Source organism: Arthrobacter sp. Alg241-R88, from assembly GCF_900537115.1.
Classification (GTDB): Bacteria; Actinomycetota; Actinomycetes; order Actinomycetales; family Micrococcaceae; genus Arthrobacter.
Map to the genome: position 1 here is coordinate 931,055 of NZ_UNRG01000001.1, position 24,602 is coordinate 955,656.

The window sequence follows — 24,602 nt, forward strand, 5'->3', positions numbered from 1 at the left end:
CCCGGTCCTGTTGGATCGCGCCCCGGCCATTCCTGTGGGACTACTTCGGCATCAGCACCGAGTCGATCAGGTAGACCGTGGCGTTCTTTGTCTGGACGCCGCCGCAGATAACACTGGCGTCATCTACCTTGAGGGCGTCGCCGCTGCCGGTAACCGTCACGGAACCGCCCTGGACGGTGGCGTGGGTGCCGGCGATCTTGTCGGGAGTGATCTGGCCCGGAACCACGTGGTAGGTCAGGATCTTGCTCAGGAGGGCATCGTCCGTCTTGAGGGTTTCGATGGTGGCTGCATCAATCTTAGCGAAGGCGTCATCTACCGGTGCGAAGACTGTGAACTCTCCGCCGTTGAGGGTGTCAACCAGGTCCACCTTCGGGTTCAACTTGCCGGAAACCGCGGCGGTCAGGGTGGTAAGGATCGGATTGTTCGATGCTGCGACAGCCACCGGATCCAGTGCCATGCCTTCTACTGAGCCCGCGCCGGTGGGGACCTGCTCGGCGTAGCCTGCACAGCCGGGCCCAACCAGGTTTGCGGCCGGGTCCATGGTGCCGGCGGAGGAGCTGGCTGACGGTGAAGGAGCCATGCTGGAAGCGGAGGGCTCGGCGGCCGGGGCGGACGAACTTGAGGTGCTGGCCGAGCCACCGCAGGCCGTGAGGCTCAGCAGAGCTGCAGCTGCAACGCCTGCGACGGTGAAAGTTGTGCGCTTGATTGTCTGCATTTCGGTTCTCCTTGAGGTTTGGCGTTTCGCCTGGCCGCGGACCGGATGTCCGGGGCGGTGTTTGTATTTGCGTCCGGCTGGTGGGCACCTGCCCTGGGCTGGTGTCTCAATGGGTATTCGGCAGTTGCGCGAATCCGGATGGGTCAAACGTCAAGGAGTTTTCGGCGGGGCCCAAGTGTGGTGGGTTTCCGGCCCCGGAACTGTGGGCGTGGGGCGGGCATTAACGAAAAGAGATCCCCCGGCTGGAGCCGAAGGATCTCTTTTTCTTCAGTGTGCGCAAGGGGGGACTTGAACCCCCACGCCCGAAGGCACAGGAACCTAAATCCTGCGTGTCTGCCAATTTCACCACTCGCGCTTGGCCCGGCAGCGCGTTTCAGACCCGTAATAACGGGGCTGTTGAACGTACGACGCCGGATGCCAGTTTTTATTGTAGCGTCGCGCAGGCGGGGCCTGCGTCAGCGGCAGTCCGGTCAGGCGTCCAGCTTCAGGTCCCGGCGCAGCTTGGCCACATGTCCTGTGGCGCGGACGTTGTACTGGGCGAGCGCCACTTTGCCATCCGGATCAACCACGATGGTGGAACGGATCAGCCCCTGGTAGGTCTTGCCGTAGTTCTTCTTTTCGCCCCATGCTCCGTAGGCCTCGGCCACGGCATGGTCTTCGTCCGAGAGCAACGGGAAGCTGAGGGATTCCTGGGCGGCAAATTTGGCCAGTTTCTCCACCGGGTCAGGGGAGATGCCAAGCACGTCGTATCCCGATGACTGCAGGGAGGCCAGGCTGTCGCGGAAATCGCAGGCCTCCTTGGTGCAGCCGGGTGTTGATGCTGCGGGGTAGAAGTAGACGATGGTGTGGCGGCCCGGGCGCGGTGCCAGGCTGACGTCCTTACCGGCTGAATCCTTGAGCGTGAACGCGGGTGCGTCGTCACCGGTTACGAGTTTGTCAGCCAATGTTTTTCTCCTTGTCGCAGGCGGGACACACCAGCCTAGTAATCAGTCTGGAGGAGTGCTAATCGACACTTGGCTATACTTGCTGCTATGCCTGATATGGATCACTGGCCCACAGGGCGCCTCTTGTCCACTGCTGCGCGCCTCGTCGAACACTCATGGAATGAAAAACTCGGGGCTATAGGCCTTACCCATGCCGGTGTTATTGCTATTGAGGTTCTCAACGCGCAAGGACCTATGACACAGGCGCAGCTTGCCCAGTACGTGCGGGTTCAGGCGCAGACCATGGGCAAAACCCTCAGCAGGCTGGAGTCCCACGGCCACATCGCGCGGGTCCGCAGCACCTCTGACCGACGCAGCCATGTGGTGTCCCTCACGGAACGGGGCAAGGAGGCCGTCGCCGCCGCCGTCGAAATGGAACGTACGGTCCTGGCAGCGGCCACCATCGATCCCGACGTCCTTCGGCAGGAACTCAAGGCAGTCGTGCGGGAGCTGGCAAGCCAGTTCGGATCGTCCACAACCGGAGCGCTTCTGGACAACCCCTCCATGACCCCCTAAGCGTCGCTGCCAGTACCGCCGGTGCTGCCGGCATAAAGGCGTGATTCCAGCTTCCTGGTGAGGTTGGAATCACGCCTTTCTTTTTACCCGGGCGCCGGCGATGGCTGCTAACCCGGCTATTGCGGAATGAACGCCACAGATACCGGATAAAACAAAACAGCCCCCGGCCCACGTTTCCGCAAGCCGGAGGCTGTTTTCCCAATGGTGCACCCCCCGGGACTTGAACCCGGAACCCATTGATTAAGAGTCAATTGCTCTGCCAATTGAGCTAGAGGTGCATCTTTTGTTTCGATCGTTTGGGGCTTTTTATTTCCCCGTTGATCTCCGCAACGACATGAAACTCTACACGAACTTTTGGTGCATGTGAAATCGAGGCCCGCCAGCACGTCCGGCTTGTCCGGATGGCGGTAAAACCAGCACAAAGTCGGGGTTTTCGTTGCTGGTCGGCAGCCAAAAACCGCCATCGGGCGTGCGCGCTACGTCCCGGATCAGCCCGCACTTACGTGTGAGATGGCCCACACGGCCGCCGATGTCTCTTCGCGGAGGTACCGTCCACATCCGGCGGCCGGCGCCGGACCTGCTTTGCTGGATGGACAGCTAGACCCGCCTCCGCCTTGGCGCCCGAAATCCTGCGGCCTCAGCGTGGGCCGCGGATTCAAACCACACTTCAGCGCGGATCTGGCCATAGTCGGGGTGTCCCTCCTCGTAGTAGACCATCCCACCGGCATCCCCCTTGACGGTGTAGTCCGCCGGCCCGCTGCCGTCCGCCGCGGCGGACGCCGAGCCCGCGCCGTACGGCTCTTCCGCCGCCAGATGTCCTGCCGGCTCCTGCCTTCCCGGGGCAGCGCTGCCCGTTGGGTCCTGGACGTGGTTCGCCCCGGTTTCCACCAGCGCCGAGGACTGCGCGCGCTCCCGCGTTTCTGTTACTCCGGCATCACTGGGGAGGTGAAGGCCGGCAGCAGCGGCAGTCCCTTCGCTGTCATGGGGACCGGACGTGCTGCCCGGGGGGACAGGGGCGGAGACTGCAGTGCCGGCGTCGTCCGCGTCTTCCACGGCCGCGGTCTCGGCGCCCGGAAGGGTGGGGGCGTGGGGTTCGGTGTACTCGGGGTGATGAACCGGCTGCGAGGCCCCGGCGCCAGCACCGGCAGTTGCGGACGGCGCGCCGTCCTGTGCCTGTGCGGGCGATGCCGGTGCGGCACCTTCCCGGTGGCCTGATCCCTCACGGGCAGGGGCGGGTCCGGACGCCTCCGACCACTGGGTTTCCCATTCCGTCTCGTCCTGGGCCCTGCCTTCATCGGGGGCAGTTGCTTCTCCGCGGTCCGTCCCGGCTCCGGTAGCGACAGCAGACGCGCCGGCCCCGCTATGGCCCTGCGGCGCGGCCGGAGTGCTTCCGGCCGGCGCCTTTGTCTCCGCTGGTTCATCTGCGGTGGTGGGCGCTGTGGGCTCGGCGGGGGCGCCGAAACCGGCGGCGGTGGCAATTCCGGTAGTGCCGGCTGCTTCGGCAGAGGCCGCGGCGCTGCCACCGGAGAGTGCTCCATCCGCGCGGTTTCCCCCCTCGCTGCGGCCCTTTTCGGCCTGGCCGGCATCACCTCGGGCGGCGGGCGATTTCTTGGCGTTCAGCCTCCACCACACAACACCTACCAGTACAGCGAGCAGAATGATCAAGAAGACAGCTTCCATGGCAAGCCCTTCGGTCAGTTGGCAAGGTCCCTTGCCCTGACGCTACGTCGGGTCCACAGCGCTGTCCAGCACTTTGACCGGCCCGGACGTCCCCTTGGGCGTCCCGCCGGCGGTGGCGTCCCTGGCGGGGAACCAGGGACGGATCGGTCGGCTTCAAGGCGTGCGACTCAGTGAGCTGGACCACAACAACGATCGAACCCGACGATGCCCATCTCAATATTCGAGATGACAGTCCACTATCTGATCGAAATAATCCTGATTTTGCGCTTAACCGGGGCTTTGCGGTCGTTGAGCCCCCGCGTGGAGCCATAGAATTTCCCCTATGAGTGAGGACACCCAGATCACGACCGACAACAAGCCTGACATCAAGCCCCGCAGCCGGGTAGTAACTGACGGCATCCACGCTGCCCCTGCACGCGGTATGTTCCGTGCCGTTGGCATGGGCGATGATGACTTCGCCAAGCCCCAGGTCGGTGTCGCCAGTTCCTGGAACGAAATCACTCCCTGCAACCTCTCGCTGAACCGGCTCGCGCAGGGCGCCAAGGAAGGCGTGCATGCCGGCGGCGGGTTCCCCATGCAGTTCGGTACCATCTCCGTCTCGGACGGCATCTCCATGGGCCACGAAGGCATGCACTTCTCCCTGGTTTCCCGCGAAGTCATTGCCGACTCCGTGGAAACCGTGATGCAGGCCGAGCGCATCGACGGGTCGGTCCTGCTGGCCGGCTGCGACAAGTCCCTCCCGGGCATGCTGATGGCGGCTGCCCGCCTGGACCTGTCCAGTGTCTTCCTCTACGCCGGCTCCATCATGCCCGGCTGGGTGAAGCTTGAGGACGGCTCCGAAAAGGAAGTCACCCTTATTGACGCCTTCGAGGCCGTCGGTGCCTGCGCAGCCGGCAAGATGAGCATGGAAGACCTGACGCGCATCGAAAAGGCCATCTGCCCGGGCGAAGGTGCCTGCGGCGGCATGTACACGGCCAACACCATGGCCTGCATCGGCGAGGCCCTGGGCATGTCCCTGCCCGGCTCCGCCGCCCCGCCCTCGGCAGACCGCCGTCGTGATGAATTCGCCCGCAAGTCCGGCGAAGCGGTGGTGAACCTGCTGCGCCTGGGCATCACTGCCCGCGACATCATGACCAAGAAAGCTTTCGAAAACGCCATCGCCGTCACCATGGCTTTCGGCGGCTCCACCAACGCCGTGCTGCACCTGCTGGCCATTGCCCGCGAGGCCGGGGTGGAGCTGACCCTCGATGACTTCAACCGCATCGGCGACCGGATTCCGCACCTCGGTGACCTGAAGCCGTTCGGCCGGTATGTAATGACGGACGTCGACAAAATCGGCGGCGTGCCCGTCATCATGCGCGCACTGCTCGACGCCGGCCTGCTGCACGGCGACTGCCTCACCGTCACCGGCAAGACTGTTGCCGAAAACCTTGAGGTCATCAACCCGCCGGATCTCGACGGCAAGATCCTGCGCGCGCTGGATAACCCGATCCACAAGACCGGCGGCATCACCATCCTGCACGGATCCATGGCCCCCGAGGGTGCCGTGGTGAAGAGCGCCGGCTTCGACGCCGACGTTTTCGAAGGCACCGCCCGCGTTTTCGAACGCGAACAGGGTGCCCTTGACGCGTTGGACAACGGGCAGATCCACGCTGGCGACGTCGTGGTCATCCGCTACGAAGGACCCAAGGGCGGGCCGGGCATGCGCGAAATGCTCGCCATTACCGGTGCCATCAAGGGTGCGGGGCTGGGCAAGGACGTCCTGCTGCTCACCGACGGGCGCTTCTCGGGAGGTACCACCGGCCTGTGCATCGGTCACGTCGCTCCGGAAGCGGTCGACGGCGGCCCCATCGCCTTCGTCAAGGACGGGGACCGGATCCGCGTGGACATCGCAGCCCGCAGCTTCGACCTCCTGGTGGACGAGGCAGAGCTCGAAGCCCGCAAGGTGGGCTGGGAGCCGCTCCCGGCCCGGTACACCAAGGGCGTCCTGGCAAAGTACGCCAAGCTGGTGCACAGCGCCAGCACCGGCGCATACTGCGGGTAGCACCTGCATGTTGGTGGTTGACCCAACTAGGTAGCGCTAAGTGTCGTTTTGAACGCCCAAAACGACACTTACTGCTACTTAGTTGGGGGAGTCCGCCAAGGAGTGGACAATGCAGTCCACATGGTGAGATGCAGTCAGGTCACATTGACACGTATCTCGCACAGAGGGAAAACTGAACGCATGACCTTCGTTACCGGCACCGTCGTCGTCCTTACCCAGCGCGTGGCACATTAGCCAGGTAACGAACCGTCACGCGCAACCCCTCGAAGAGCCGCCAGGCTGAGGGGTTTTTTTATTTCCCGCAGTTTCCACGAACCACAGATGATCCACAAGGAAGAGTCCGATGAGCAAAGGATCGCCGATCAGCCCCTCGCTGATGGCTACTAAGTCCGCTGGAGCCGCCAAGGCTCCGGAACGCGCCGACCGGACGGCCGACCATGCCGTCGTCGTCGCCGACCTTGCTGCTGCCTCTCCTGTCCTTGGGCCGAACAACGTTGTACCCCCAACGGTGATGACCGGCTCGCAAGCTATTGTCCGCTCGCTCGAAGAACTCGGCGTCGACGATATTTTCGGTTTGCCCGGTGGCGCGATCCTGCCCACCTATGACCCCTTGATGGCCTCCAGCATGAACCACGTCCTGGTCCGTCACGAACAGGGAGCCGGCCACGCCGCGCAAGGCTACGCCATGGTTACCGGGCGGGTGGGCGTTTGTATCGCCACCTCGGGTCCGGGGGCCACCAACCTCGTTACCGCCATCATGGATGCCCACATGGACTCCGTGCCGCTGGTGGCCATCACCGGCCAGGTGTCCAGCGGGGTCATCGGCACCGACGCCTTCCAGGAAGCTGACATCGTGGGCATCACCATGCCCATCACCAAGCACTCCTTCCTGGTGACCGACCCCAATGACATTCCGCACGTAATGGCTGAGGCGTTCCACCTCGCCTCCACCGGCCGTCCGGGACCTGTCCTCGTGGACGTGGCCAAGGACGCCCAGGTAGGCCAGATGACCTTCTCCTGGCCGCCTCGAATCGACCTGCCGGGCTACCGTCCGGTCACCCGCGGACACAACAAGCAGGTACGCGAGGCCGCAAAGCTGATCGCCGCAGCCCGCAAGCCCGTGCTGTACGTGGGTGGCGGTGTGGTCAAGGCGCATGCCTCCGCCGAGCTGCTCGCACTCGCCGAGGCCACCGGAGCCCCGGTTGTGACCACGCTGATGGCCAAGGGTGTCTTCCCGGACTCCCATCCCCAGCACATGGGGATGCCCGGCATGCACGGCACCGTCTCAGCCGTGACCGCCCTGCAGCAGTCAGACCTCCTGATCACCCTCGGTGCCCGTTTCGATGACCGCGTTACCGGCGTGCTGAAGACCTTCGCGCCCATGGCGAAGGTAATCCACGCCGACATCGACCCGGCAGAGATCTCCAAGAACCGCACCGCCGACGTCCCCATCGTTGGGTCCGTCAAGGAAATCATTCCGGAGCTCACCGAAGCCGTACGCACCCAGTTCGAGGCTGCAGGCACGCCGGACCTCACCACCTGGTGGGCATTCCTGAACAACCTCAAGGAAACCTACCCGCTGGGCTGGACCGAGCCCGACGACGGACTGACCGCACCGCAGAAAGTCATTGAGCGCATCGGTGCGCTGACCGGGCCGGAAGGCATCTACGTGGCGGGCGTCGGCCAGCACCAGATGTGGGCAGCACAGTTCATCAAGTACGAGCGCCCGCACGCCTGGCTGAACTCGGGCGGCGCCGGCACCATGGGCTATGCCGTCCCGGCTGCCATGGGTGCGAAGGTGGGCGAGCCGGACCGTGTGGTCTGGGCGATCGACGGCGACGGCTGCTTCCAGATGACCAACCAGGAACTGGCCACCTGCGCCATCAACAACATCCCCATCAAGGTTGCGGTCATCAACAACTCCTCGCTGGGAATGGTCCGGCAGTGGCAGACCCTCTTCTACGAGGGCCGATACTCGAACACCGATCTCAACACCGGCCACGACACCGTCCGCATCCCGGACTTCGTCAAGCTGGGGGAGGCCTACGGCTGTGCTTCGTTCCGCTGCGAACGCGACGAGGACATCGACGCCACCATCCAGAAAGCCCTCGAAATCAACGACCGCCCCGTGGTCATCGACTTCGTGGTGAGCCCCAACTCCATGGTGTGGCCGATGGTGCCCGCCGGCGTGAGCAACGACCAGATCCAGGTTGCCCGCAACATGACCCCGGAATGGGAAGAAGAGGACTGACCATGAGCCGCCACACACTCTCCGTCCTGGTTGAAGACAAACCCGGCGTGCTGACCCGCGTCGCAAGCCTCTTCGCCCGCCGCGCCTTCAACATCAACTCCCTGGCCGTTGGCCCCACCGAGGTCCCGGGCATCTCCCGGATGACCGTGGTGGTCGACGCCGACGGCGACCTCATCGAACAGGTCACCAAGCAGCTCAACAAACTGATCAACGTCATCAAGATCGTTGAGCTGACCTCCGAATCTTCCGTACAGCGCGACCACATCCTGGTCAAAGTACGTGCGGATGCCGCAACACGTCTGCAGGTGACCCAGGCTGCAGACCTGTTCCGAGCCTCAGTGGTCGACGTCTCCACCGATTCCGTCGTCATTGAAGCAACCGGCCACCCCGAAAAGCTCACCGCACTGCTCTCAGTGCTTGAGCCCTTCGGCATCCGCGAAATTGTGCAGTCCGGCACCCTCGCCGTTGGACGGGGATCCCGCTCCATGAGTGACAGGGCGCTGCGTTCCGCCTAGGACACTGCCAAGGTTCCGCCCGGCATGACGCAACGCCCGTAACCGCACCACCAAACACCTATCTACACATCCACTCAAGAGGAGTTACGCAAGTGACTGAAATGTTCTACGACGACGACGCCGACCTGACCATCATCCAGGGCCGCAAGGTTGCCATTGTTGGCTACGGCTCGCAGGGCCACGCCCACGCGCTCAACCTGCGCGATTCCGGCGTCGAGGTCACCATCGCGCTGAAGGAAGGCTCCAGCTCGATCGCCAAGGCCGAGGACGCCGGCTTCACGGTCAGGAACGTCGCCGACGCCGCCGAATGGGCCGACGTCATCATGATCCTGGCGCCGGACCAGCACCAGCGCTCGATCTACAACGACTCCATCAAGGACAAGCTGACGCCCGGCAAGGCCCTTGCCTTCGCCCACGGCTTCAACATCCGCTTCGGCTACATCCAGGCCCCGGAAGGCGTTGACGTCATCCTGGTTGCCCCCAAGGCTCCGGGCCACACCGTCCGCCGCGAGTTCGAGGCCGGCCGCGGCATCCCCGACATCATCGCCGTCGAGCAGGATGCTTCCGGCTCCGCCTGGGACCTGGCCAAGTCCTACGCCAAGGCAATCGGCGGTACCCGCGCCGGCGTCATCAAGACCACCTTCACCGAAGAGACCGAAACGGACCTCTTCGGCGAGCAGGCTGTCCTCTGCGGCGGCGTGTCCCAGTTGGTCCAGTACGGCTTCGAGACCCTGACCGAAGCCGGCTACCAGCCGCAGATCGCCTACTTCGAGGTGCTCCACGAGCTCAAGCTCATTGTTGACCTCATGTGGGAAGGCGGCATCGCCAAGCAGCGCTGGAGCGTTTCCGACACCGCTGAATACGGCGACTACGTCTCCGGCCCGCGCGTCATCACCCCTGCGGTCAAGGAAAACATGCAGGCTGTCCTCGCCGACATCCAGTCCGGTGCCTTCGCCAAGCGCTTCATCGAAGACCAGGACAACGGCGGCGTGGAGTTCAAGGAATTGCGTGCCAAGGCTGAGCAGCACCCCATCGAGGCTGTTGGCCGCGAGCTGCGTTCCCTGTTCTCCTGGCAGCAGCAGGACGTGGACTACGTAGAAGGTTCCGCCGCCCGCTAAGGCTGCCCGTTGGGCGCCGCATAAAGGCAGCAGTGAGGCCGGGTTCACACTTAACAATGTGAGCCCGGCCTTTCCGTCCGCCTAGACTTGTTTCCATCCCCAGGACTGCAACGCAGAGGATCAGCCGTGTCAAAACCCGTAGTACTGCTCGCCGAAGAACTTTCCCCCGCCACTGTCGAGGCCCTCGGCCCGGACTTCGAGATCCGCCAGACCGACGGCGCTGACCGTTCCCAGCTGCTCTCTGCCATCGGCGACGTCGATGCTATCCTGGTCCGTTCAGCCACCCAGGTGGACGCCGAGGCGATCGCCGCCGCGAAGAACCTCAAGGTCATTGCGCGTGCAGGAGTCGGCCTGGACAACGTGGACATCAAGGCCGCCACCCAGGCCGGCGTGATGGTGGTCAACGCCCCCACGTCCAACATCGTCTCCGCGGCCGAGCTCACCGTGGGCCACATCCTCAGCCTTGCCCGCCACATCCCGCAGGCAAGTGCCGCCCTCAAGGACGGCGAGTGGAAGCGCTCCAAGTACACGGGCATCGAACTGTTCGAAAAGAAGGTCGGCATCATTGGCCTGGGCCGGATCGGTGCCCTCGTCGCGGCCCGCCTGAAGGGCTTCGACACCAAGATCCTGGCATACGACCCCTACATCACCTCCGCCCGGGCAGCGCAGCTCGGTGTGCAGCTGGTGACCCTGGACGAGCTCCTGGCCCAGTCCGACTTCATCACCATCCACATGCCCAAGACCCCCGAGACGGTGGGCATGCTCGGTGCGGATGCCTTCAAGAAGATGAAGAACACGGCCTACGTGGTCAACGTAGCCCGCGGCGGCCTGGTGGATGAGGAGGCCCTGTTCACCGCCCTGCAGGACGGCACGATTGCCGGTGCCGGCGTGGACGTATTCTCCAAGGAGCCCAGCACCGACCTGCCGTTCTTCAAGCTGGACAACGTAGTGGTCACCCCCCACCTCGGTGCATCAACTGACGAAGCCCAGGAAAAGGCCGGCGTCTCGGTGGCCAAGTCCGTCCGCCTGGCACTGGCCGGCGAGCTCGTCCCGGACGCAGTCAACGTCGCCGGCGGTGTCATTGCCCCCGACGTCCGCCCGGGCATCCCGCTGATTGAGAAGCTGGGCCGGATCTTCACGGCCCTGACGCATGCGTCCCTGACCCAGTTCGACGTCGAGGTGGCCGGCGAGATCTCGTCCCTGGACGTCAAGGTCCTGGAGCTTGCGGCACTCAAGGGGATCTTCGCTGACGTGGTGACCGAGCAGGTCTCCTACGTCAATGCCCCGGTGATCGCCGAGCAGCGCGGCATCAACGTCCGCCTCATCACCACCCCGGAAACCGAGTCCTACCGCAACGTCCTCACCCTGCGCGGTGCACTCAGCGACGGCACCCAGATCTCCGTGGCCGGCACCCTGACCGGGCCCAAGCAGATCGAGAAGCTGGTGGGCATCAACGGGTTCGAAGTTGAAATTCCCATCAGCGAGCACCTGGTGGTGGTTGCCTACACCGACCGTCCCGGCGTGATCGGAACCATCGGCCACATCCTGGGCATGAACAACATCAACATCGCAGGCATGCAGGTGGCACGCCACGACCAGGGCGGCCAGGTGCTCGCGCTGCTCACCATCGACAGCTCCGTGCCGCAGCAGGTCCTCGACGCCATCAAGGCCGGCATCGGGGCCGAGATGGTCCGGGAAGTGGACCTGGAGGACTAATCGGCGGTCCGCCGAAACGCCGTACCACCATCCTCCGCTCGGCGCGTCCCGGCGGGGCCACGTATGATTGGCCGGTCTGCTTACAATGGCTGGGTCCCCTTACCGGACCGGGCCGGCAGGCCGGCCAATACCTTTTGCACATCCGTCCGTGATCGTCCACGTCCGCCCCGAGCGGTTTCGAATGTGCGCACGCAATCCAGGTTTCAGGGAGTTCAATGAACGCCGTCCAGAGGTTCATCAGAAGCAAAGTGCTGCTGTTGACCGCGGCCATCTTGATCGCAGCCATGTGCTTGTCGGTCCTCGTCCAAAGCCAGTCGCAGGCGGCGCTCAGCCGGACCGTGGATGAAAATTCACGGGGGCTCTACGATGTCCTGGTCCAGGCAAAGGCGCCCTCGGGCGCGCTGCTGCAGCCGGAGATCGCCAACGGCACCGGCGGCATCAGTTTTGAACAGCTGGAGGCCATCCGGAAGCTGTCGGGTACCGCGGTGGCAGCGCCCATCAGCCTTGTATCGCGGGTGACGCAGAACCTTGAAGCGCCGCGGCTGGACGCCATGGACTACCTGGGCTACAACGCCGGCCTCGCAGGCACCGCGACGGCGGACCAGGCCGCCGGGGCCACCGCTCCTGCTGAGTGGCCCGCGGCCGAGTCCGTGCTGAGCGATGAGGCCAAGAAGTACCGCCTCACCGCCAGCGCAGTCAGCTCCGACGGCGTTTCAGAGCAGACGCTCTTCAAGTCCACTGCCGAAGGCACCCTGGGCAAAGCCAAGCTCGTTGAGGAGCGGGCAGCCGGGGGGAGCAGCATCCGCATCGCCGCCCCCGAAGGTGAAACGGGCATCAAGTTCCCTGCCCCGGCCGGCGGATCCGAACACAACCTGTTCAACCTGTCAGTGTCGCTGCCCCTCGCCCCGGAGGTCACGGAATCCGTGGTCGCCGTCGATCCCGCCGCCGAGCGCGCACTGCTGGGTACCGCCGGCGACTTCCTGGCCCCGCTGGAAAAGGCTCCGCCCGCCGACGCGCGTGATGCCGGAGCGATCGGCCGCTACTTCGAAGGCCTTTTCACCAACGGCATCGGCCTGGACGAGCTGGAAGAAGGCCCTGACTTCCTGGGCGTGAAGCTCAAGCACTGGGCACCCCTGATGACGCAGTACCAGCAGGCAAAGCGCAATGGCCAGTTGACCGCCGATTCCCAGGCCATTCCCCTCATCGTGCGTTCGGGCACGTCCCTTGACCTGAAGTACAACGTCAAGATTGAGGAAATCGACGACTCCGGCAAGGTGGTCAGAGACGTCGGAACAGCCTCCCAGTCATTGGGGAAGGACTATCTCCCGTTTGTCTCCAAGGACCCCTTCGTTCTCTCGTGGCCCGGATCCACGGACCACTCCTCCCTCCTCGGAGCCACCGGCAACTTCAACCAGGGTCTCTACACGCCTGCTGAATGGAGCACGGACTTCGCAGCGGCCCCGAAATACACCGACGGCGAGGCTGCGGCCAACGGCGCCGTCGGCAAGAACGCGGTACCCGGCGAATGGGTCACAATCAACCGGCTGCCCGAAAAGAGCGCCAATGGCACCCCCGTTGACCAGACCCAGCGCGAGCCCGTGGACGAACGCTCCTACCGTGAAAACCTGGAGACCGGGGAGCAAAAGGCAGCAGCCCCCCTTGCCATGGTTTACGGAACATTCGATCCTTCCGCTGTGGCAGAGGCCGCCGGGGACGTCAACAAGCTTCCGTTGGGCGGCTACGACCCCACTCCCTTCACCCTGGTCAAGGACGCCGAGGGCAAGGACGTTCCCGCAGCCGAGCTTGAGCCTTCACTGAGCGCCACCGGGCTCGCCAGCCAGTCCGCCGGCGCCATCACCGACTACTACGGACTCGCGGCTGCCCGCGGCTACAAGGACAACGCGGCAGTCATCGACGCCGTCCGTGTCCGTGCCGAAGCGCCCGGCAGCTGGAAAGAGGCACAGCCGGACGTTGAAAAGCTCGCCGGGGAGATCCGCGACATGGGTCTGGAGGCCACGATTGTGGCCGGTTCTGCCCGCGAGGACGCCAGCATCTTCGTCCCCGGCTATTCCAAGGACGACGCCGGCAAGGAATCCCCCCTGGGCACGGTCCAGCAGTCATGGGTCCGGCAGAATGCAGCCGACGCCGTGACTGGTTCCCTGTCCGGGACCAACACCACGCTGCTCTTCCTCACGCTTTGCGGCGCCGCCCTTCTCACCGGTGCTTCCACCGTCAGCTACATCCGCAAGCGGCGGAGCGAGGCAGGAACGCTGCGCGCCATGGGCTGGACCCAGCGCCGGATCCGCAGCTGGGTGCTGGAGGAATTCGGTGTGGGCGCAGTGCTGCTTGCCGTGGCCGGCATCGTTTTGAGCCTGGTCAGCTGGAGCCTCACCACAGCCCTCGTGTGCGTTTCCGTCCTGGTCCTGTACGCCGGCGCTGCGTTCTTCGCAGCCCAACAGCTGCGCCACCGCGACGTCATCGACCAGGAACCGCAGCATGACGAGCGCCTCATTCCGGTGGATTCACCCCTGACCTTCGCGAACCGCCAGCTGGGCACCAACAAGTTCAACACCCTTGCCTTGGCTGTTGCCGTCGGCGTCTTTGGGGCAGCCGTGGGCGGGCTCATCGCGCTGCTGATCGACATTCCCCGCGCGGCCGGCGCCAGTGCCCTGAGCGGGCTCGCCGCTGCCAGCGTGGCGCTGCCGAGCATTCTCCTGGCTCTAGCGGGCGTCGTCGTGGGCCTGGTATTGACCCTGGTCACCGGCCGCTTTGAGCTCAACGCCAAGCGGCAGTACCTGGGCATCCTCGAGGCCATGGGCTGGAACCCGGACATGCTCCGCCAGGTCCGGCTGTTCGAGAACGCGCTGGTGGGAACCGTGGCGCTGCCCCTGGGCGTGCTGGGCGCCCTGGGCATCGGCCTGCTGCTGGCACCTTATGCCGCACTGTGGGCGGGCGTGGCCGGCCTCGTGGCTGTACTTTGCTGGATACCGATTGCAACGAAAGTGGTCCAATGACAAACCAGACCAATGTCCAGCGGAGCCGCAGGAGCGGCTCCGGCGACGTCCCCCTGCAGACGCGCGCCAATACCATCGTCAAGGCCGCTGACCACGGGACCCCGCTGGAACTGAGCGACATCACCATCCGCTACGGCGGCGGCAAGGGCGGTGCGGAGGCAGTCAGCGTGGTGGAAGGCTTCGACCTCGCGCTGCACGCGGGCGAGATGCACTGCGTCGCCGGCCGAAGCGGCTCCGGCAAGACCAGCATCCTGACGGTCGGCGCGGGGCTCACGCTGCCGACGTCGGGCCGTGTCTTCTGGGAAGGCGATTCCCTTGAGAGCATGGGCGACGACGAAATCGCCGACCGCCGTCGTGCCCTCATCGGGTACGTGGACCAGGGCGGCGCCCTCATTGATGGAATGAGCGCGTTGGAGAACGTCCTCCTGCCGGCTGTTCCGGACGGGGAGGTGGACCAGCGCCGGGACATGGCCAAGGACCTGCTGGACCTCGTGGGCCTGGGCCGCCGCATGCGCCACCGCCCCGCGCAGCTGTCCGGCGGTGAACGCCAGCGCGTCGCCATCGCCCGCGCCCTGATCCTGGGCACCAGGGTCCTGGTGGTTGACGAACCCACCGCGAGCCTGGACCGTGCCTCCGCAAACCGCATCATCAGCATCCTCAAGGACACCACGTCCGATGGCATCGCGGTCCTCGTGGCTTCGCACGACCACGAACTCGTCCGGCTCAGCGACTCCCTGACCGAACTGATCTAGCCTGTCCCTCCGCACCGAAGGTACCGTCCGCACGTGACTGCTTCAGAGAAAACGCCGTTCTACATCACCACGGCCATCACCTACCCCAACGGTGTGCCGCACATCGGCCACGCCTACGAGTACATTGCCACCGACGCCATGGCGCGGTTCAAGCGGCTGGACGGCTATGACGTGATGTTCCTGACGGGCACGGACGAGCACGGGATGAAGATCGCCCAGACCGCCGAAAAGGAAGGCATCACGCCCAAGGAACTGGTGGACCGGAACGCAGAGGTCTACAAGGCGGCACATTCGGCCCTGGGCATCACGTACGACCGTTTCATCCGGACCACTGACCAGGACCACTACGCCGCTTCGCAGGCCATCTGGAAAAAGATGGAGGCCAACGGCGACATCTACCTCTCCAAGTACGAGGGCTGGTACTCCGTCCGGGACGAGGCGTTCTACGTCGAAGACGACACCGTGGTGAAGGACGACGGCGTGCGCTACTCCAAGGAGACGGACACCGAGGTGACCTGGACGGCGGAGGAGAGCTACTTCTTCCGGCTGTCGGCCTACCAGGACAAGTTGCTGGCCCTGTACGAGGCCCAGCCCGAGTTCGGTGCCCCGCAGTACCGGTTCAATGAAGTCATCAGCTTCGTGAAGCGCGGCCTGGAGGACCTGTCCATCAGCCGGACCACGTTCGACTGGGGCGTTCCGGTCCCGGGCAACGACAAGCACGTGATGTACGTGTGGGTGGACGCGCTGACCAACTACCTCACCGGCGTGGGCTACCCGGACGTCGAGTCGGAGAAGTTCCGGAGGTTCTGGCCGGCGGATGTCCACGTGATCGGCAAGGACATCTCGCGGTTCCACGCCATCTACTGGCCGGCCTTCCTGATGAGCGCCGGCCTTGAACTGCCCAAGCGCGTCATGATCCACGGATTCCTGCACAACAACGGCGTGAAAATGTCCAAGTCGCTGGGCAACGTTGTGGCCCCGGCCGACTTCGTGGAGCAGTACGGCCTTGACCAGGTGCGCTTCTTCTTCCTCCGCGAAGTGCCCTTCGGTGCGGACGGCAGCTACAACCATGAGGCGATTGTTGGCCGGATGAACGCGGACCTCGCCAACAACTTCGGAAACCTCGCCCAGCGGTCCCTGTCCATGGTGGCCAAGAACTGTGATGGCAAGGTGCCGGTCCCGGGGGAGTTCACCGCGGAGGACAACGCCATCCTGGCGCAGGCCGCAGGGCTCCTCGACGCTGCACGGGCGGCATTCGAGAAGCAGGAATTCAGCCGTGCCCTCGAAGCCATCTGGGGCGTCCTGGGCGACACCAACGCCTACTTCGCCGAGCAGGCGCCCTGGGTGCTGCGGAAGACCGACGTCGAACGCATGAATACCGTGCTGTACGTGACGCTGGAAGTCCTGCGGATCGTGGCCATCCTTGCCCAGCCCGTTATGCCGACCGCAACAGCAGCGCTCCTTGGCACCCTCGGCCAGCCGGAAGGGGAGGCCCGCCAGTTCTCCGCCATCGGAACGCCGATTGCTGCCGGTACTGAACTGCCGGCTCCGTCGCCGGTGTTCCCCAAGTACGAGGAGCCCGCTGAGGGCTGACGCTCTCTCACTTTCTGCACGTTTTCCGCGAACGCTCTCTCACCTTTCAGGACGGATGGTGAAAGGCCGTCGCCGTTTCCTCCCAAAAGTGAAGGCAGCCACTGCGGGCTGTTCGGATACTGAGACAGCTTGACCAGCATATGGATGTCTTGGCTACGCTGAAAGCATGAGCGCATCCTTCATCGATCTTGCAGTTATTCCCGGCGACGGCATTGGCCCTGAGGTCATTGCAGAAGCACTTAAGGTGCTGGAAAAGGCTGTCGCCTCGGAGGGTGTCGAGCTTAAGCAGACGCACTACAAGCTTGGCGCGGAGCACTGGCTGGCCACGGGCGAAACCTTGCCGGACGACGTCCTGGCGGATCTTCGGACCCGGGATGCCATCCTGTTCGGGGCAGTAGGTGCAGCCCCGGGCGATACCCGCATTCCGTCCGGCATCATTGAGCGCGAGATGCTGCTCAAGCTCCGCTTCAGCCTGGACCACTACGTCAACCTGCGGCCCTCCCGGCTCTATGGAACCGTGGGCAGCCCGTTGGCAAATCCCGGCGTCATCGACTTCATCGTGGTCCGCGAAGGTACCGAGGGCCCCTATGTCGGCAACGGCGGCACCCTCCGCGCCGGAACTCCCCATGAGGTGGCTACGGAAGTCTCGCTGAACACCGCCCACGGGGTTGAGCGCGTTGTCCGGGATGCCTTCCGCCGGGCCAGCGCTAGGGAGCGCAAGCACGTCACCCTTGTCCACAAGCACAACGTCCTGGTCTTCGCCGGGCACCTCTGGAAGCGTACGGTCGAGGCCGTGGCACAGGAGTTCCCGGAGGTCACCCACGACTACCTGCACGTGGACGCCGCAACCATCTTTATGGTCACCGATCCGTCCCGCTTCGACGTAATCGTCACCGACAACCTCTTCGGCGATATCCTCACCGATCTTGCTGCAGCCATCACCGGCGGCATTGGGCTGGCAGCTTCCGGCAACATCAACATGGACCGCACCGCGCCGTCGATGTTCGAGCCGGTCCACGGCTCTGCCCCCGACATCGCCGGCCAGGGCAAGGCCGACCCCACCGCCGCCATCCTGTCCGCAGCGCTCCTGCTGGACCACCTCGGCTACACCCGGGCAGCCCGCAGGATCGAGGCGGCAGTGAGTGCCGACGTCGAAAAGCGCGACGGCGGTGCACGCACCACCAGCGCGGTGGGCGACGCCATCGCCGCCGGCCTGTAGCCGCGCCTTTAGCGGGCCTGGGCCTGGCGGCAACGGGCGTAAGCTTGTCTCGAATCACCAAATGCCGCCTTGACGCTCAACGCTGAGGCCAAGGCGGCCGATCGTGGAGGAACCATGACTCAGACTGCCCACGGCGTCGAATTTTCGCAGCAGCTCTCGGACAACCCGAAGTCTGCTGAAGAGCGTGCAGCCATCCTGGCCAACCCGGGATTCGGCAATCACTTCACCGACCACACCGCCATCGTCGACTACAGCGTGGACGAGAACGGCAACGGGGGCTGGCGCAATGCCCGGGTGGAAGCTTACGGACCGATCTCCCTGGACCCGTCAGCTGCAGTGCTGCACTACGGTCAGGAGATCTTCGAAGGGCTCAAGGCGTACCGCCACGTGGACGGGTCCATCTGGTCCTTCCGCCCGGAGGCGAACGCAGCGCGCCTTAACAAGTCCGCCCGCCGGCTCGCCCTTCCGGAACTGCCTGCCGAGTACTTCCTCGGAGCAATCCGTGAACTGGTTGCCGCCGACAAGGACTGGGTTCCCAGCGGCGACGGTGAAGCGCTGTATCTCCGGCCGTTCATGATTGCGACCGAGGCCTTCCTGGGCGTCCGCGCCGCACGCGAGGTTTCCTTCCGGGTGATCGCCTCACCGGCCGGCAACTACTTCGGCGGCGAACTCAAGCCCGTGTCCATTTGGATCTCCCGGGAATACGCCCGAGCAGGCCGTGGCGGTACCGGCGATGCGAAGTGCGGCGGCAACTACGCAGCGTCGCTTATTGCCCAGCAGGAGGCTGAAGCCAACGGCTGCAAGCAGGTCCTCTTCCTCGACCAGTTCAACGACAACGCAGTCGAGGAACTGGGCGGCATGAACGTCTTCTTCGTGATGAAGGACGGCTCACTGGTCACCCCTGCGCTGACCGGCACCATCCTTGAAGGCATCACCCGGATGTCCGTTATCCAGGTGGCCAAGGACATGGGACGCGAAGTCACCGAGCGGAAGATCACCCTCGATGAATGGCGCGACGGCGTTGCCTCCGGTGAGATTGCCGAAGTCTTCGCCTGCGGTACTGCCGCCGTCATCACCCCGATCGGGGTCCTCAAGGACATCACGGAGTTCATCGGTTCCGAGGACGCCAAGGCCGGGGAAACCACCATGGCCATCCGCGAAAAGCTGTTGGGCATCCAGACCGGCGCAGTCCCCGACACGCACGGCTGGCTGACCAGGCTGGCATAGTCCCACTTTTCCCTGACTGAAAAAATTACGACGGCGCCTGCCGGGCTCATCCCCGGCAGGCGCCGTTCGTTATGCAACAGGGGGATTAGCGCCGCCCGGCCTTCCGGGCGGCATTCTTCAGTGCCTTGCGGGAAACCGGCTTCAGGGCCTTCCTGGCCGCTTCTTCCTCCAGGGCACGGTTGCGGCGGGCGTCGATAATGTCGTTCCACAGCGTCGTCGCGAAGACGCCGCCGTCCTGCGCGTACACATCGTAGGGGTAGTCGGCGAATATAGGCGGCGTAGTGCTGCCGGAGGGCAGCTCCTGCCCTGTTGCTTTCGAGACGGCGTCTGCGATGGCCCAAGTCCTCGTCAGGTGGGGCGTGAGGTTCTCCTGGACAAACAGGGCGGCATCGCCGGAGGCAGCGGCCCGTTTCAGGAGCTCGGCCAGTTCTTCCGCCAGGAGCCCGGAGGCCGCTTCCTCCACGGGCGCCGCACCCCGCTTGAGATCCTCGGTGAGACCGTCCACCGCCGCACTCCAGTCGGCGGTCTCGCGGAACTTCTTCCAGGTGGGAAACCAGACAATGCTGCCCGTGGCGTGGTTGTGGATGTGCAGAAGCCCGCTGTTCTTCTCCGTTGCGGCATGGTCGTGACCGGCTGAATCGGCTTCGGCGAGGAGGTCTGCAAGCGTGGTGGTGCTCATGTGATGTGGTTCCGGCTTCCTGGGAGACAACGAGGGGATTCACTGGTGGTCAACCCGGGCACCCCGCTGTTCTATTCCGGCCTGTTCTCCGCGCAACGGCCGCGGCGCTCCAGAGTCGGATGCAAAGATGGGACGGTGACCCCACCTTCCGGCCCCCTCCTGCAGCGCAGCTCAGCCCTGACGCAGTTCGTCCTGGCCCCCAACCCCGGGCCCATGAGCCTCGCAGGCACCAACTCCTACCTGCTGCGGCACCCCGGCCATCCGGGGGCCGTCGTGGTTGATCCTGGTCCCCTGGACGAGGCCCACCTCCAGGCACTCGCCGGTGCCGGCCCCGTTGAACTTATCCTCATCACTCACCGCCACGGCGACCATACCGCCGGCTCCGCGCGGCTGCATCAACTGACCGGCGCCCCGGTACGCGCTTCGGACCCTGCACACTGCCACGGCAACGGCACGCCGCTGCTCGACGGAGAGGTACTCCAATCTGCGGGCCTTGACGTCAGGGTGGTGGCAACGCCGGGCCACACCTCCGATTCAGTGTGCTTCCACCTGCCCGACGACGGCCCCCACGGTTCGGTGCTGACCGGGGACACCATCCTGGGCAGCGGCACCACGATGCTTGACTATCCGGACGGGACCCTCGGGGAGTACCTGACCTCCCTCGACAGGCTGGAATCGCTGGGGCCGGCCACCGTCCTGCCCGCCCACGGCCCTGTCCTGCAATCCTTGACGGACGTCGTCGGGAACTACCGCGCCCATCGCCTCGAACGGCTGGCGCAGATCCGCGCGGCCTTGGAACGGCTCGGCCGGGATGCCACCATCGGTGACGTTGCTGACGCCGTCTATTCCGACGTCGACCCTTCCGTGCGGCGGGCAGCTGTTACGTCCGTTGCCGCCCAGCTTCACTACCTGCGGGGCTGGGCCGACAGGCCGTAAGACGGCGGGTGCCGGTGTGGCGAGACGGTAGGGTAGGAGCCATGCGTATTGCCAGGTTTGTCGTCGATTCAGATCCCCTCTACGGCGTTGTTGAAGGTGACACGGGCAGTGAGGAAATCACTGTCATCCACGGGGACCCTTTCTTCAACGGGGTGGAACGTACATCCGTCCGCCACAAGCTGGAAGACGTCCGGCTGCTTGCCCCCATCATTCCCCGCAGCAAAGTGATCGGTGTGGGACGCAACTTCGTGGAACACGCGCATGAACTCGGAAACGAAGTTCCCGCCCAGCCGCTCCTTTTCCTGAAGCCCAACACCGCCGTCGTTGGCCCCAACGATCCCGTGGTGCTGCCCGAGTTTTCCGAGGAAGTCTCCTTCGAGGCGGAGCTGTGCGTCGTGATCGGACGGATCTGCAAGGACGTGCCCGAGGAACGCGTGGATGATGTTATCTTCGGCTACACATGCGGCAACGACCTCACGGCCAGGGATGTCCAGAAGACAGACCTGCAGTGGACCCGGGCCAAGGGCTTTGACACCTCGGCGCCCCTGGGCCCGTGGATCGAGACGGACCTTGATACGGAGGACCTGCAGATCCAGGGCCGCCTGAACGGGGAGCTGCGGCAGGACGGCAGCACCAGCCAGATGATCAGGGGAGTACGGGAACTCGTGTCCGTTGTCTCCCAGGCGTTTACCCTCCTTCCCGGCGACGTGATCATGACCGGAACGCCGGCCGGAGTGGGCCTGGTCACCGCCGGGGACCGCTTTGAGGTGGAGATCGAGGGGATCGGCCGCCTGTCCAACCCCATCGTCCGCCGCTGACGCCTGGCTCCGCGCTGGGGGTTTTGCGCCAGACGGTAAAGTTGGAGCCACTATGACTACTGCTTCTGCGTCAAATGCTGCCTCCATCCCGCCCGTCACCGCTGACACGCCCGTTCGGGTCCGCTTCTGCCCGTCGCCCACCGGCACTCCCCACGTCGGGCTGATCCGAACGGCACTGTTCAACTGGGCCTACGCCCGCCATACCAAGGGCACCATGGTGTTCCGGATCGAGGACACGGACTCGGCGCGGGACAGTGAGGAAAGCTACCACCAGCTGCTGGACGCGCTGAAGTGGCTGGGCATCGACTGGGACGAGGGCGTGGAAGTGGGCGGCCCGCATGAGCCGTACCGGCAGTCGCAGCGGAGCGGAATCTACCAGGACGTCATTGCCCGTCTCCGGGAGGGTGGCTTTGTCTACGAGTCGTACTCCACGCCGGAGGAAATCGAAGCGCGCCACCGTGCCGCGGGACGCGACCCGAAGCTTGGGTATGACGGCTTTGACCGCCACCTGACGGAGGAGCAGCTTGCCCAGTTCAAGGCAGAAGGCCGCGAGGCCGTCCTGCGGCTGCGGATGCCCGACGAAGACATCACCTTCAATGACCTCGTGCGCGGCGAGATCACCTTCCGTGCCGGTTCCGTCCCGGACTTCGCAGTGGTCCGTGCCAATGGAGCGCCCCTGTACACGCTGGTGAACCCGGTGGACGATGCCCTGATGGGCATCACCCATATCCTCCGCGGCGAGGACCTGCTCAGCTCCACTCCGCGCCAGATTGCCCTCTACCGCGCCCTGTACGCCGTGGGCGTTGCGCAGTACATGCCGGAGTTTGGCCACCTGCCCTATGTCATGGGCCAGGGCAACAAGAAGCTCTCCAAGCGCGATCCCGAATCGAGCCTGTTCCTGCACCGGGAACGCGGCTTCATTCCCGAAGGCCTGCTGAACTACCTCTCGCTCCTGGGCTGGTCCCTGAGCGCGGACGAAGACATCTTCACTGTTGAACAGCTGGTGGAGCACTTCGACATCCATGACGTCCTGGGCAACCCCGCACGCTTCGACCTCAAGAAGGCTGAAGCGATCAACGGCACGCACGTCCGGATGCTCCCGCCTGAGGTCTTCCGGGAACGCCTCGTTCCGTACCTGCGCGCAGCGGACCTGGTGGGGGAGATCCTGACCGACCGGGAAGAGGAAATCCTCACCGAGGCCGCGCCGCTGGTCCAGGAGCGCATCACGCTGCTGGGCGAGGCGCCCGAAATGCTGGCGTTCCTCTTCAAAGCGGACGACGCCATCGACGTTGCCGCTGATGCCCGGAAGGGGCTCCCGGAAAACCTGACGGAAGTACTGGATGCAGCCATCGCAGCGCTCGAACCTGTTGAGGACTGGACGCCGGACAACATCCAGACCGCGCTCAAGCAGGCACTCGTTGAGGACCTTGGCATCAAACCCCGCCTCGCTTTCGGACCGGTGCGAACGGCCGTTTCGGGCCGGCGGATCTCGCCGCCGCTGTTCGAGTCCATGGTGATCCTGGGCAAGGAGTCCTCCCTCCGCCGCCTTCGCGCATTCCGCGGCTGATGACGGCTCCCATGCAGGTAGGCGGCGCGGTCCTGGACACGCCTTTCGGTTCTGTCCGCGGGGTGCTTTTCGACATCGATGACACCCTGGTTGACCTCGAATTCTCGATGACCACTGCCTTGCGGGAAGTCAGCGAACACCTCCTGCCCGGCCTTGACCAGGCCGGGTGGGAGCGGTTCGGACGCATCTTCACCCATGAGACCACGCACTACTACGACCGGTACCTGGCAGGTGAGCTCACGTTCAACGAACAGCGGCTGCTGCGCGGCCGCGCGGCCTTGGGGCATTTTGGGATTGAACTTGCGGAGGGCGAGCAATCGCACCAGTGGCTTAGCGCGTACATGGAAAAACAGCCCGCGTACGTAAAGCCGTTTCCGGACGTGATGCCGCTGCTGGATGTCCTGGACGAAGCCGGCGTCCCCTACGGGGCGGTCAGCAACAACGTGCATGACTACCAGCGCGCCAAGCTGGATGGGGCTGGACTCGCCCGGGTCAGGCGGCTGGTGGGAACGGACACCCTCGGTGTGGCCAAACCGGATCCGGCCATCTACCTCGAGGGGGTCCGGCTTCTCGGCACCGCCCCTGCCGACACGCTGTATGTGGGAGACAACCGCCTCCTGGATGCCGAGGGCTCGACGGCGGCCGGCCTCCTGGGCGTCTGGCTCAACCGGGCGGGGGAGGCGGCTGCCGGATTCGACGGCGGCATGGTGACCTCGCTGGACCAGTTGGTCAGCTAAGTCACACTGTGCCGATTTGTGCGGGCCGGAAGTCTCGGGTAAAGTAATTTCTCGTGCTGAGGCGCACGGAGCGGGGCAAAGGCCCTGAAAACCGGCCCGAAAGTATCATTGGGATATGGTGTAATTGGCAACACTACGGTTTCTGGTACCGTCATTCTAGGTTCGAGTCCTGGTATCCCAGCTCTGCTCAGAGGCCCGTTGCGGGCCAAAAGCAGAAGGTTTCAGCCGGTTCGCCGATTTGAAACCACAGCGAAGTGTGTGAAACAATCACTGAGCTGACCAGCGGAAACGCTGAAAGAAGTACGGTAAAGTACACGGCCCCATCGTATAGCGGCCTAGTACGCCGCCCTCTCACGGCGGTAACGCGGGTTCGAATCCCGCTGGGGTCACCAACGGAATGGTCCCGGGCAAACGCCCGGGACCATTTTTTGTTTCCGCAACAAGTCGTGGAACGCGCCATCACTTTCCGGGGAGGGTGCGGGAGGTGGTGGGGCGTTGGGCAGGAAACGGCACCCCATACCC

19 protein-coding genes and 4 tRNA genes are annotated in these 24,602 nt (G+C 64.6%); 17 read left to right on the forward strand and 6 right to left on the reverse strand.

Going from position 1 to position 24,602, the window contains the following annotated elements; translation table 11 throughout:
- Positions 1 to 40: 40 nt before the first annotated feature.
- The 3 genes from G6R19_RS04260 to bcp all read right to left on the reverse strand — a co-directional run bounded on the left by G6R19_RS04260 (position 41) and on the right by bcp (position 1,659).
- Complete coding sequence (locus tag G6R19_RS04260; RefSeq protein WP_163162595.1) at positions 41 to 715, reverse strand: fasciclin domain-containing protein; 675 nt, start codon at positions 713 to 715, stop codon at positions 41 to 43.
- 273 nt (positions 716 to 988) lie between these two features.
- Positions 989 to 1,070: transfer RNA gene (locus G6R19_RS04265), tRNA-Leu, on the reverse strand.
- 115 nt (positions 1,071 to 1,185) lie between these two features.
- A complete protein-coding gene (bcp, locus tag G6R19_RS04270) occupies positions 1,186 to 1,659 on the reverse strand; it encodes a thioredoxin-dependent thiol peroxidase (protein WP_163162597.1) in 474 nt (157 codons plus the stop codon).
- A 96-nt stretch (positions 1,660 to 1,755) separates the two neighbouring features.
- Between bcp and G6R19_RS04275 the strand changes: the two genes are divergently transcribed.
- Positions 1,756 to 2,214, forward strand: a complete 459-nt coding sequence (locus tag G6R19_RS04275) for a MarR family transcriptional regulator (RefSeq protein ID WP_163162921.1) — start codon at positions 1,756 to 1,758, stop codon at positions 2,212 to 2,214.
- 202 nt (positions 2,215 to 2,416) lie between these two features.
- On the opposite strand, the gene G6R19_RS04280 is transcribed toward G6R19_RS04275, so the two are convergent.
- Both G6R19_RS04280 and G6R19_RS04285 read right to left on the reverse strand, forming a co-directional pair.
- A tRNA-Lys gene (locus tag G6R19_RS04280) sits at positions 2,417 to 2,492 on the reverse strand.
- 319 nt (positions 2,493 to 2,811) lie between these two features.
- Positions 2,812 to 3,894: a hypothetical protein gene (locus G6R19_RS04285; RefSeq protein WP_163162599.1), complete on the reverse strand. Its 1,083-nt coding sequence runs from the start codon at positions 3,892 to 3,894 to the stop codon at positions 2,812 to 2,814.
- Between the two features lie 322 nt (positions 3,895 to 4,216).
- On the opposite strand from G6R19_RS04285, the gene ilvD reads away from it, so the two are divergent.
- From ilvD to G6R19_RS04335, 10 genes are all read left to right on the forward strand, one after another.
- On the forward strand, positions 4,217 to 5,938 hold the full coding sequence (gene ilvD, locus G6R19_RS04290; protein ID WP_163162601.1) for a dihydroxy-acid dehydratase: 1,722 nt from the start codon (positions 4,217 to 4,219) through the stop codon (positions 5,936 to 5,938).
- 343 nt (positions 5,939 to 6,281) lie between these two features.
- On the forward strand, positions 6,282 to 8,189 hold the full coding sequence (locus tag G6R19_RS04295; protein ID WP_163162603.1) for an acetolactate synthase large subunit: 1,908 nt from the start codon (positions 6,282 to 6,284) through the stop codon (positions 8,187 to 8,189).
- Between the two features lie 2 nt (positions 8,190 to 8,191).
- A complete protein-coding gene (gene ilvN, locus G6R19_RS04300) occupies positions 8,192 to 8,704 on the forward strand; it encodes an acetolactate synthase small subunit (RefSeq protein ID WP_050054685.1) in 513 nt (170 codons plus the stop codon).
- 92 nt (positions 8,705 to 8,796) lie between these two features.
- Positions 8,797 to 9,822, forward strand: a complete 1,026-nt coding sequence (gene ilvC / locus G6R19_RS04305; RefSeq protein ID WP_163162605.1) for a ketol-acid reductoisomerase — start codon at positions 8,797 to 8,799, stop codon at positions 9,820 to 9,822.
- Positions 9,823 to 9,948: 126 nt separating this feature from the next.
- The gene (gene serA / locus G6R19_RS04310) at positions 9,949 to 11,538 is read left to right on the forward strand and encodes a phosphoglycerate dehydrogenase (protein WP_163162607.1); all 1,590 of its coding nucleotides are present in this window, start codon (positions 9,949 to 9,951) and stop codon (positions 11,536 to 11,538) included.
- Between the two features lie 215 nt (positions 11,539 to 11,753).
- Positions 11,754 to 14,552: an FtsX-like permease family protein gene (locus tag G6R19_RS04315; protein ID WP_163162609.1), complete on the forward strand. Its 2,799-nt coding sequence runs from the start codon at positions 11,754 to 11,756 to the stop codon at positions 14,550 to 14,552.
- The gene (locus G6R19_RS04320) at positions 14,549 to 15,304 is read left to right on the forward strand and encodes an ATP-binding cassette domain-containing protein (protein ID WP_163162611.1); all 756 of its coding nucleotides are present in this window, start codon (positions 14,549 to 14,551) and stop codon (positions 15,302 to 15,304) included. Before G6R19_RS04315 ends, G6R19_RS04320 begins: the two co-directional genes overlap by 4 nt.
- Positions 15,305 to 15,337: 33 nt before the next feature.
- Complete coding sequence (gene metG, locus G6R19_RS04325) at positions 15,338 to 16,897, forward strand: methionine--tRNA ligase (RefSeq protein WP_163162613.1); 1,560 nt, start codon at positions 15,338 to 15,340, stop codon at positions 16,895 to 16,897.
- 166 nt (positions 16,898 to 17,063) lie between these two features.
- Positions 17,064 to 18,116, forward strand: coding sequence for a 3-isopropylmalate dehydrogenase (locus G6R19_RS04330; RefSeq protein WP_163162615.1), 1,053 nt, complete (start codon positions 17,064 to 17,066; stop codon positions 18,114 to 18,116).
- A gap of 114 nt (positions 18,117 to 18,230) precedes the next feature.
- Positions 18,231 to 19,343, forward strand: a complete 1,113-nt coding sequence (locus G6R19_RS04335; RefSeq protein ID WP_163162617.1) for a branched-chain amino acid aminotransferase — start codon at positions 18,231 to 18,233, stop codon at positions 19,341 to 19,343.
- Between the two features lie 85 nt (positions 19,344 to 19,428).
- Here G6R19_RS04335 and G6R19_RS04340 read toward each other — a convergent pair whose 3' ends face one another.
- Positions 19,429 to 20,022: a hypothetical protein gene (locus G6R19_RS04340; protein WP_163162619.1), complete on the reverse strand. Its 594-nt coding sequence runs from the start codon at positions 20,020 to 20,022 to the stop codon at positions 19,429 to 19,431.
- Positions 20,023 to 20,157: 135 nt separating this feature from the next.
- Between G6R19_RS04340 and G6R19_RS04345 the strand changes: the two genes are divergently transcribed.
- The 6 genes from G6R19_RS04345 to G6R19_RS04370 all read left to right on the forward strand — a co-directional run bounded on the left by G6R19_RS04345 (position 20,158) and on the right by G6R19_RS04370 (position 24,472).
- A complete protein-coding gene (locus G6R19_RS04345; protein ID WP_240341746.1) occupies positions 20,158 to 20,958 on the forward strand; it encodes an MBL fold metallo-hydrolase in 801 nt (266 codons plus the stop codon).
- Between the two features lie 41 nt (positions 20,959 to 20,999).
- Positions 21,000 to 21,776, forward strand: a complete 777-nt coding sequence (locus G6R19_RS04350) for a fumarylacetoacetate hydrolase family protein (protein ID WP_163162621.1) — start codon at positions 21,000 to 21,002, stop codon at positions 21,774 to 21,776.
- Positions 21,777 to 21,828: 52 nt separating this feature from the next.
- Positions 21,829 to 23,343, forward strand: coding sequence for a glutamate--tRNA ligase (gene gltX / locus G6R19_RS04355; protein WP_163162623.1), 1,515 nt, complete (start codon positions 21,829 to 21,831; stop codon positions 23,341 to 23,343).
- Positions 23,343 to 24,080 carry an HAD family hydrolase gene (locus G6R19_RS04360; protein ID WP_163162625.1) on the forward strand — a complete coding sequence of 246 codons (738 nt, stop codon included), beginning with the start codon at positions 23,343 to 23,345 and terminating at the stop codon, positions 24,078 to 24,080. The genes gltX and G6R19_RS04360 overlap by 1 nt, the downstream gene beginning before the upstream one ends.
- Before the next feature lie 109 nt (positions 24,081 to 24,189).
- Positions 24,190 to 24,261 (forward strand) — tRNA-Gln (locus tag G6R19_RS04365).
- 135 nt (positions 24,262 to 24,396) lie between these two features.
- Positions 24,397 to 24,472, forward strand: a tRNA-Glu gene (locus G6R19_RS04370).
- The last annotated feature ends 130 nt before the right edge of the window (positions 24,473 to 24,602 follow it).

Coding starts and splice junctions, on each gene's coding strand:
- G6R19_RS04285 (WP_163162599.1), bottom strand. CDS start 3,894: ATGGAAGCTGTCTTCTTGATCATTCTGCTCGCTGTACTGGTAGGTGTT.
- G6R19_RS04315 (WP_163162609.1), top strand. CDS start 11,754: ATGAACGCCGTCCAGAGGTTCATCAGAAGCAAAGTGCTGCTGTTGACC.
- gltX (WP_163162623.1), top strand. CDS start 21,829: ATGACTACTGCTTCTGCGTCAAATGCTGCCTCCATCCCGCCCGTCACC.
- G6R19_RS04340 (WP_163162619.1), bottom strand. CDS start 20,022: ATGAGCACCACCACGCTTGCAGACCTCCTCGCCGAAGCCGATTCAGCC.
- G6R19_RS04295 (WP_163162603.1), top strand. CDS start 6,282: ATGAGCAAAGGATCGCCGATCAGCCCCTCGCTGATGGCTACTAAGTCC.
- G6R19_RS04330 (WP_163162615.1), top strand. CDS start 17,064: ATGAGCGCATCCTTCATCGATCTTGCAGTTATTCCCGGCGACGGCATT.
- ilvN (WP_050054685.1), top strand. CDS start 8,192: ATGAGCCGCCACACACTCTCCGTCCTGGTTGAAGACAAACCCGGCGTG.
- G6R19_RS04350 (WP_163162621.1), top strand. CDS start 21,000: ATGCGTATTGCCAGGTTTGTCGTCGATTCAGATCCCCTCTACGGCGTT.
- G6R19_RS04260 (WP_163162595.1), bottom strand. CDS start 715: ATGCAGACAATCAAGCGCACAACTTTCACCGTCGCAGGCGTTGCAGCT.
- ilvD (WP_163162601.1), top strand. CDS start 4,217: ATGAGTGAGGACACCCAGATCACGACCGACAACAAGCCTGACATCAAG.
- G6R19_RS04335 (WP_163162617.1), top strand. CDS start 18,231: ATGACTCAGACTGCCCACGGCGTCGAATTTTCGCAGCAGCTCTCGGAC.
- G6R19_RS04275 (WP_163162921.1), top strand. CDS start 1,756: ATGGATCACTGGCCCACAGGGCGCCTCTTGTCCACTGCTGCGCGCCTC.
- G6R19_RS04360 (WP_163162625.1), top strand. CDS start 23,343: ATGACGGCTCCCATGCAGGTAGGCGGCGCGGTCCTGGACACGCCTTTC.
- G6R19_RS04320 (WP_163162611.1), top strand. CDS start 14,549: ATGACAAACCAGACCAATGTCCAGCGGAGCCGCAGGAGCGGCTCCGGC.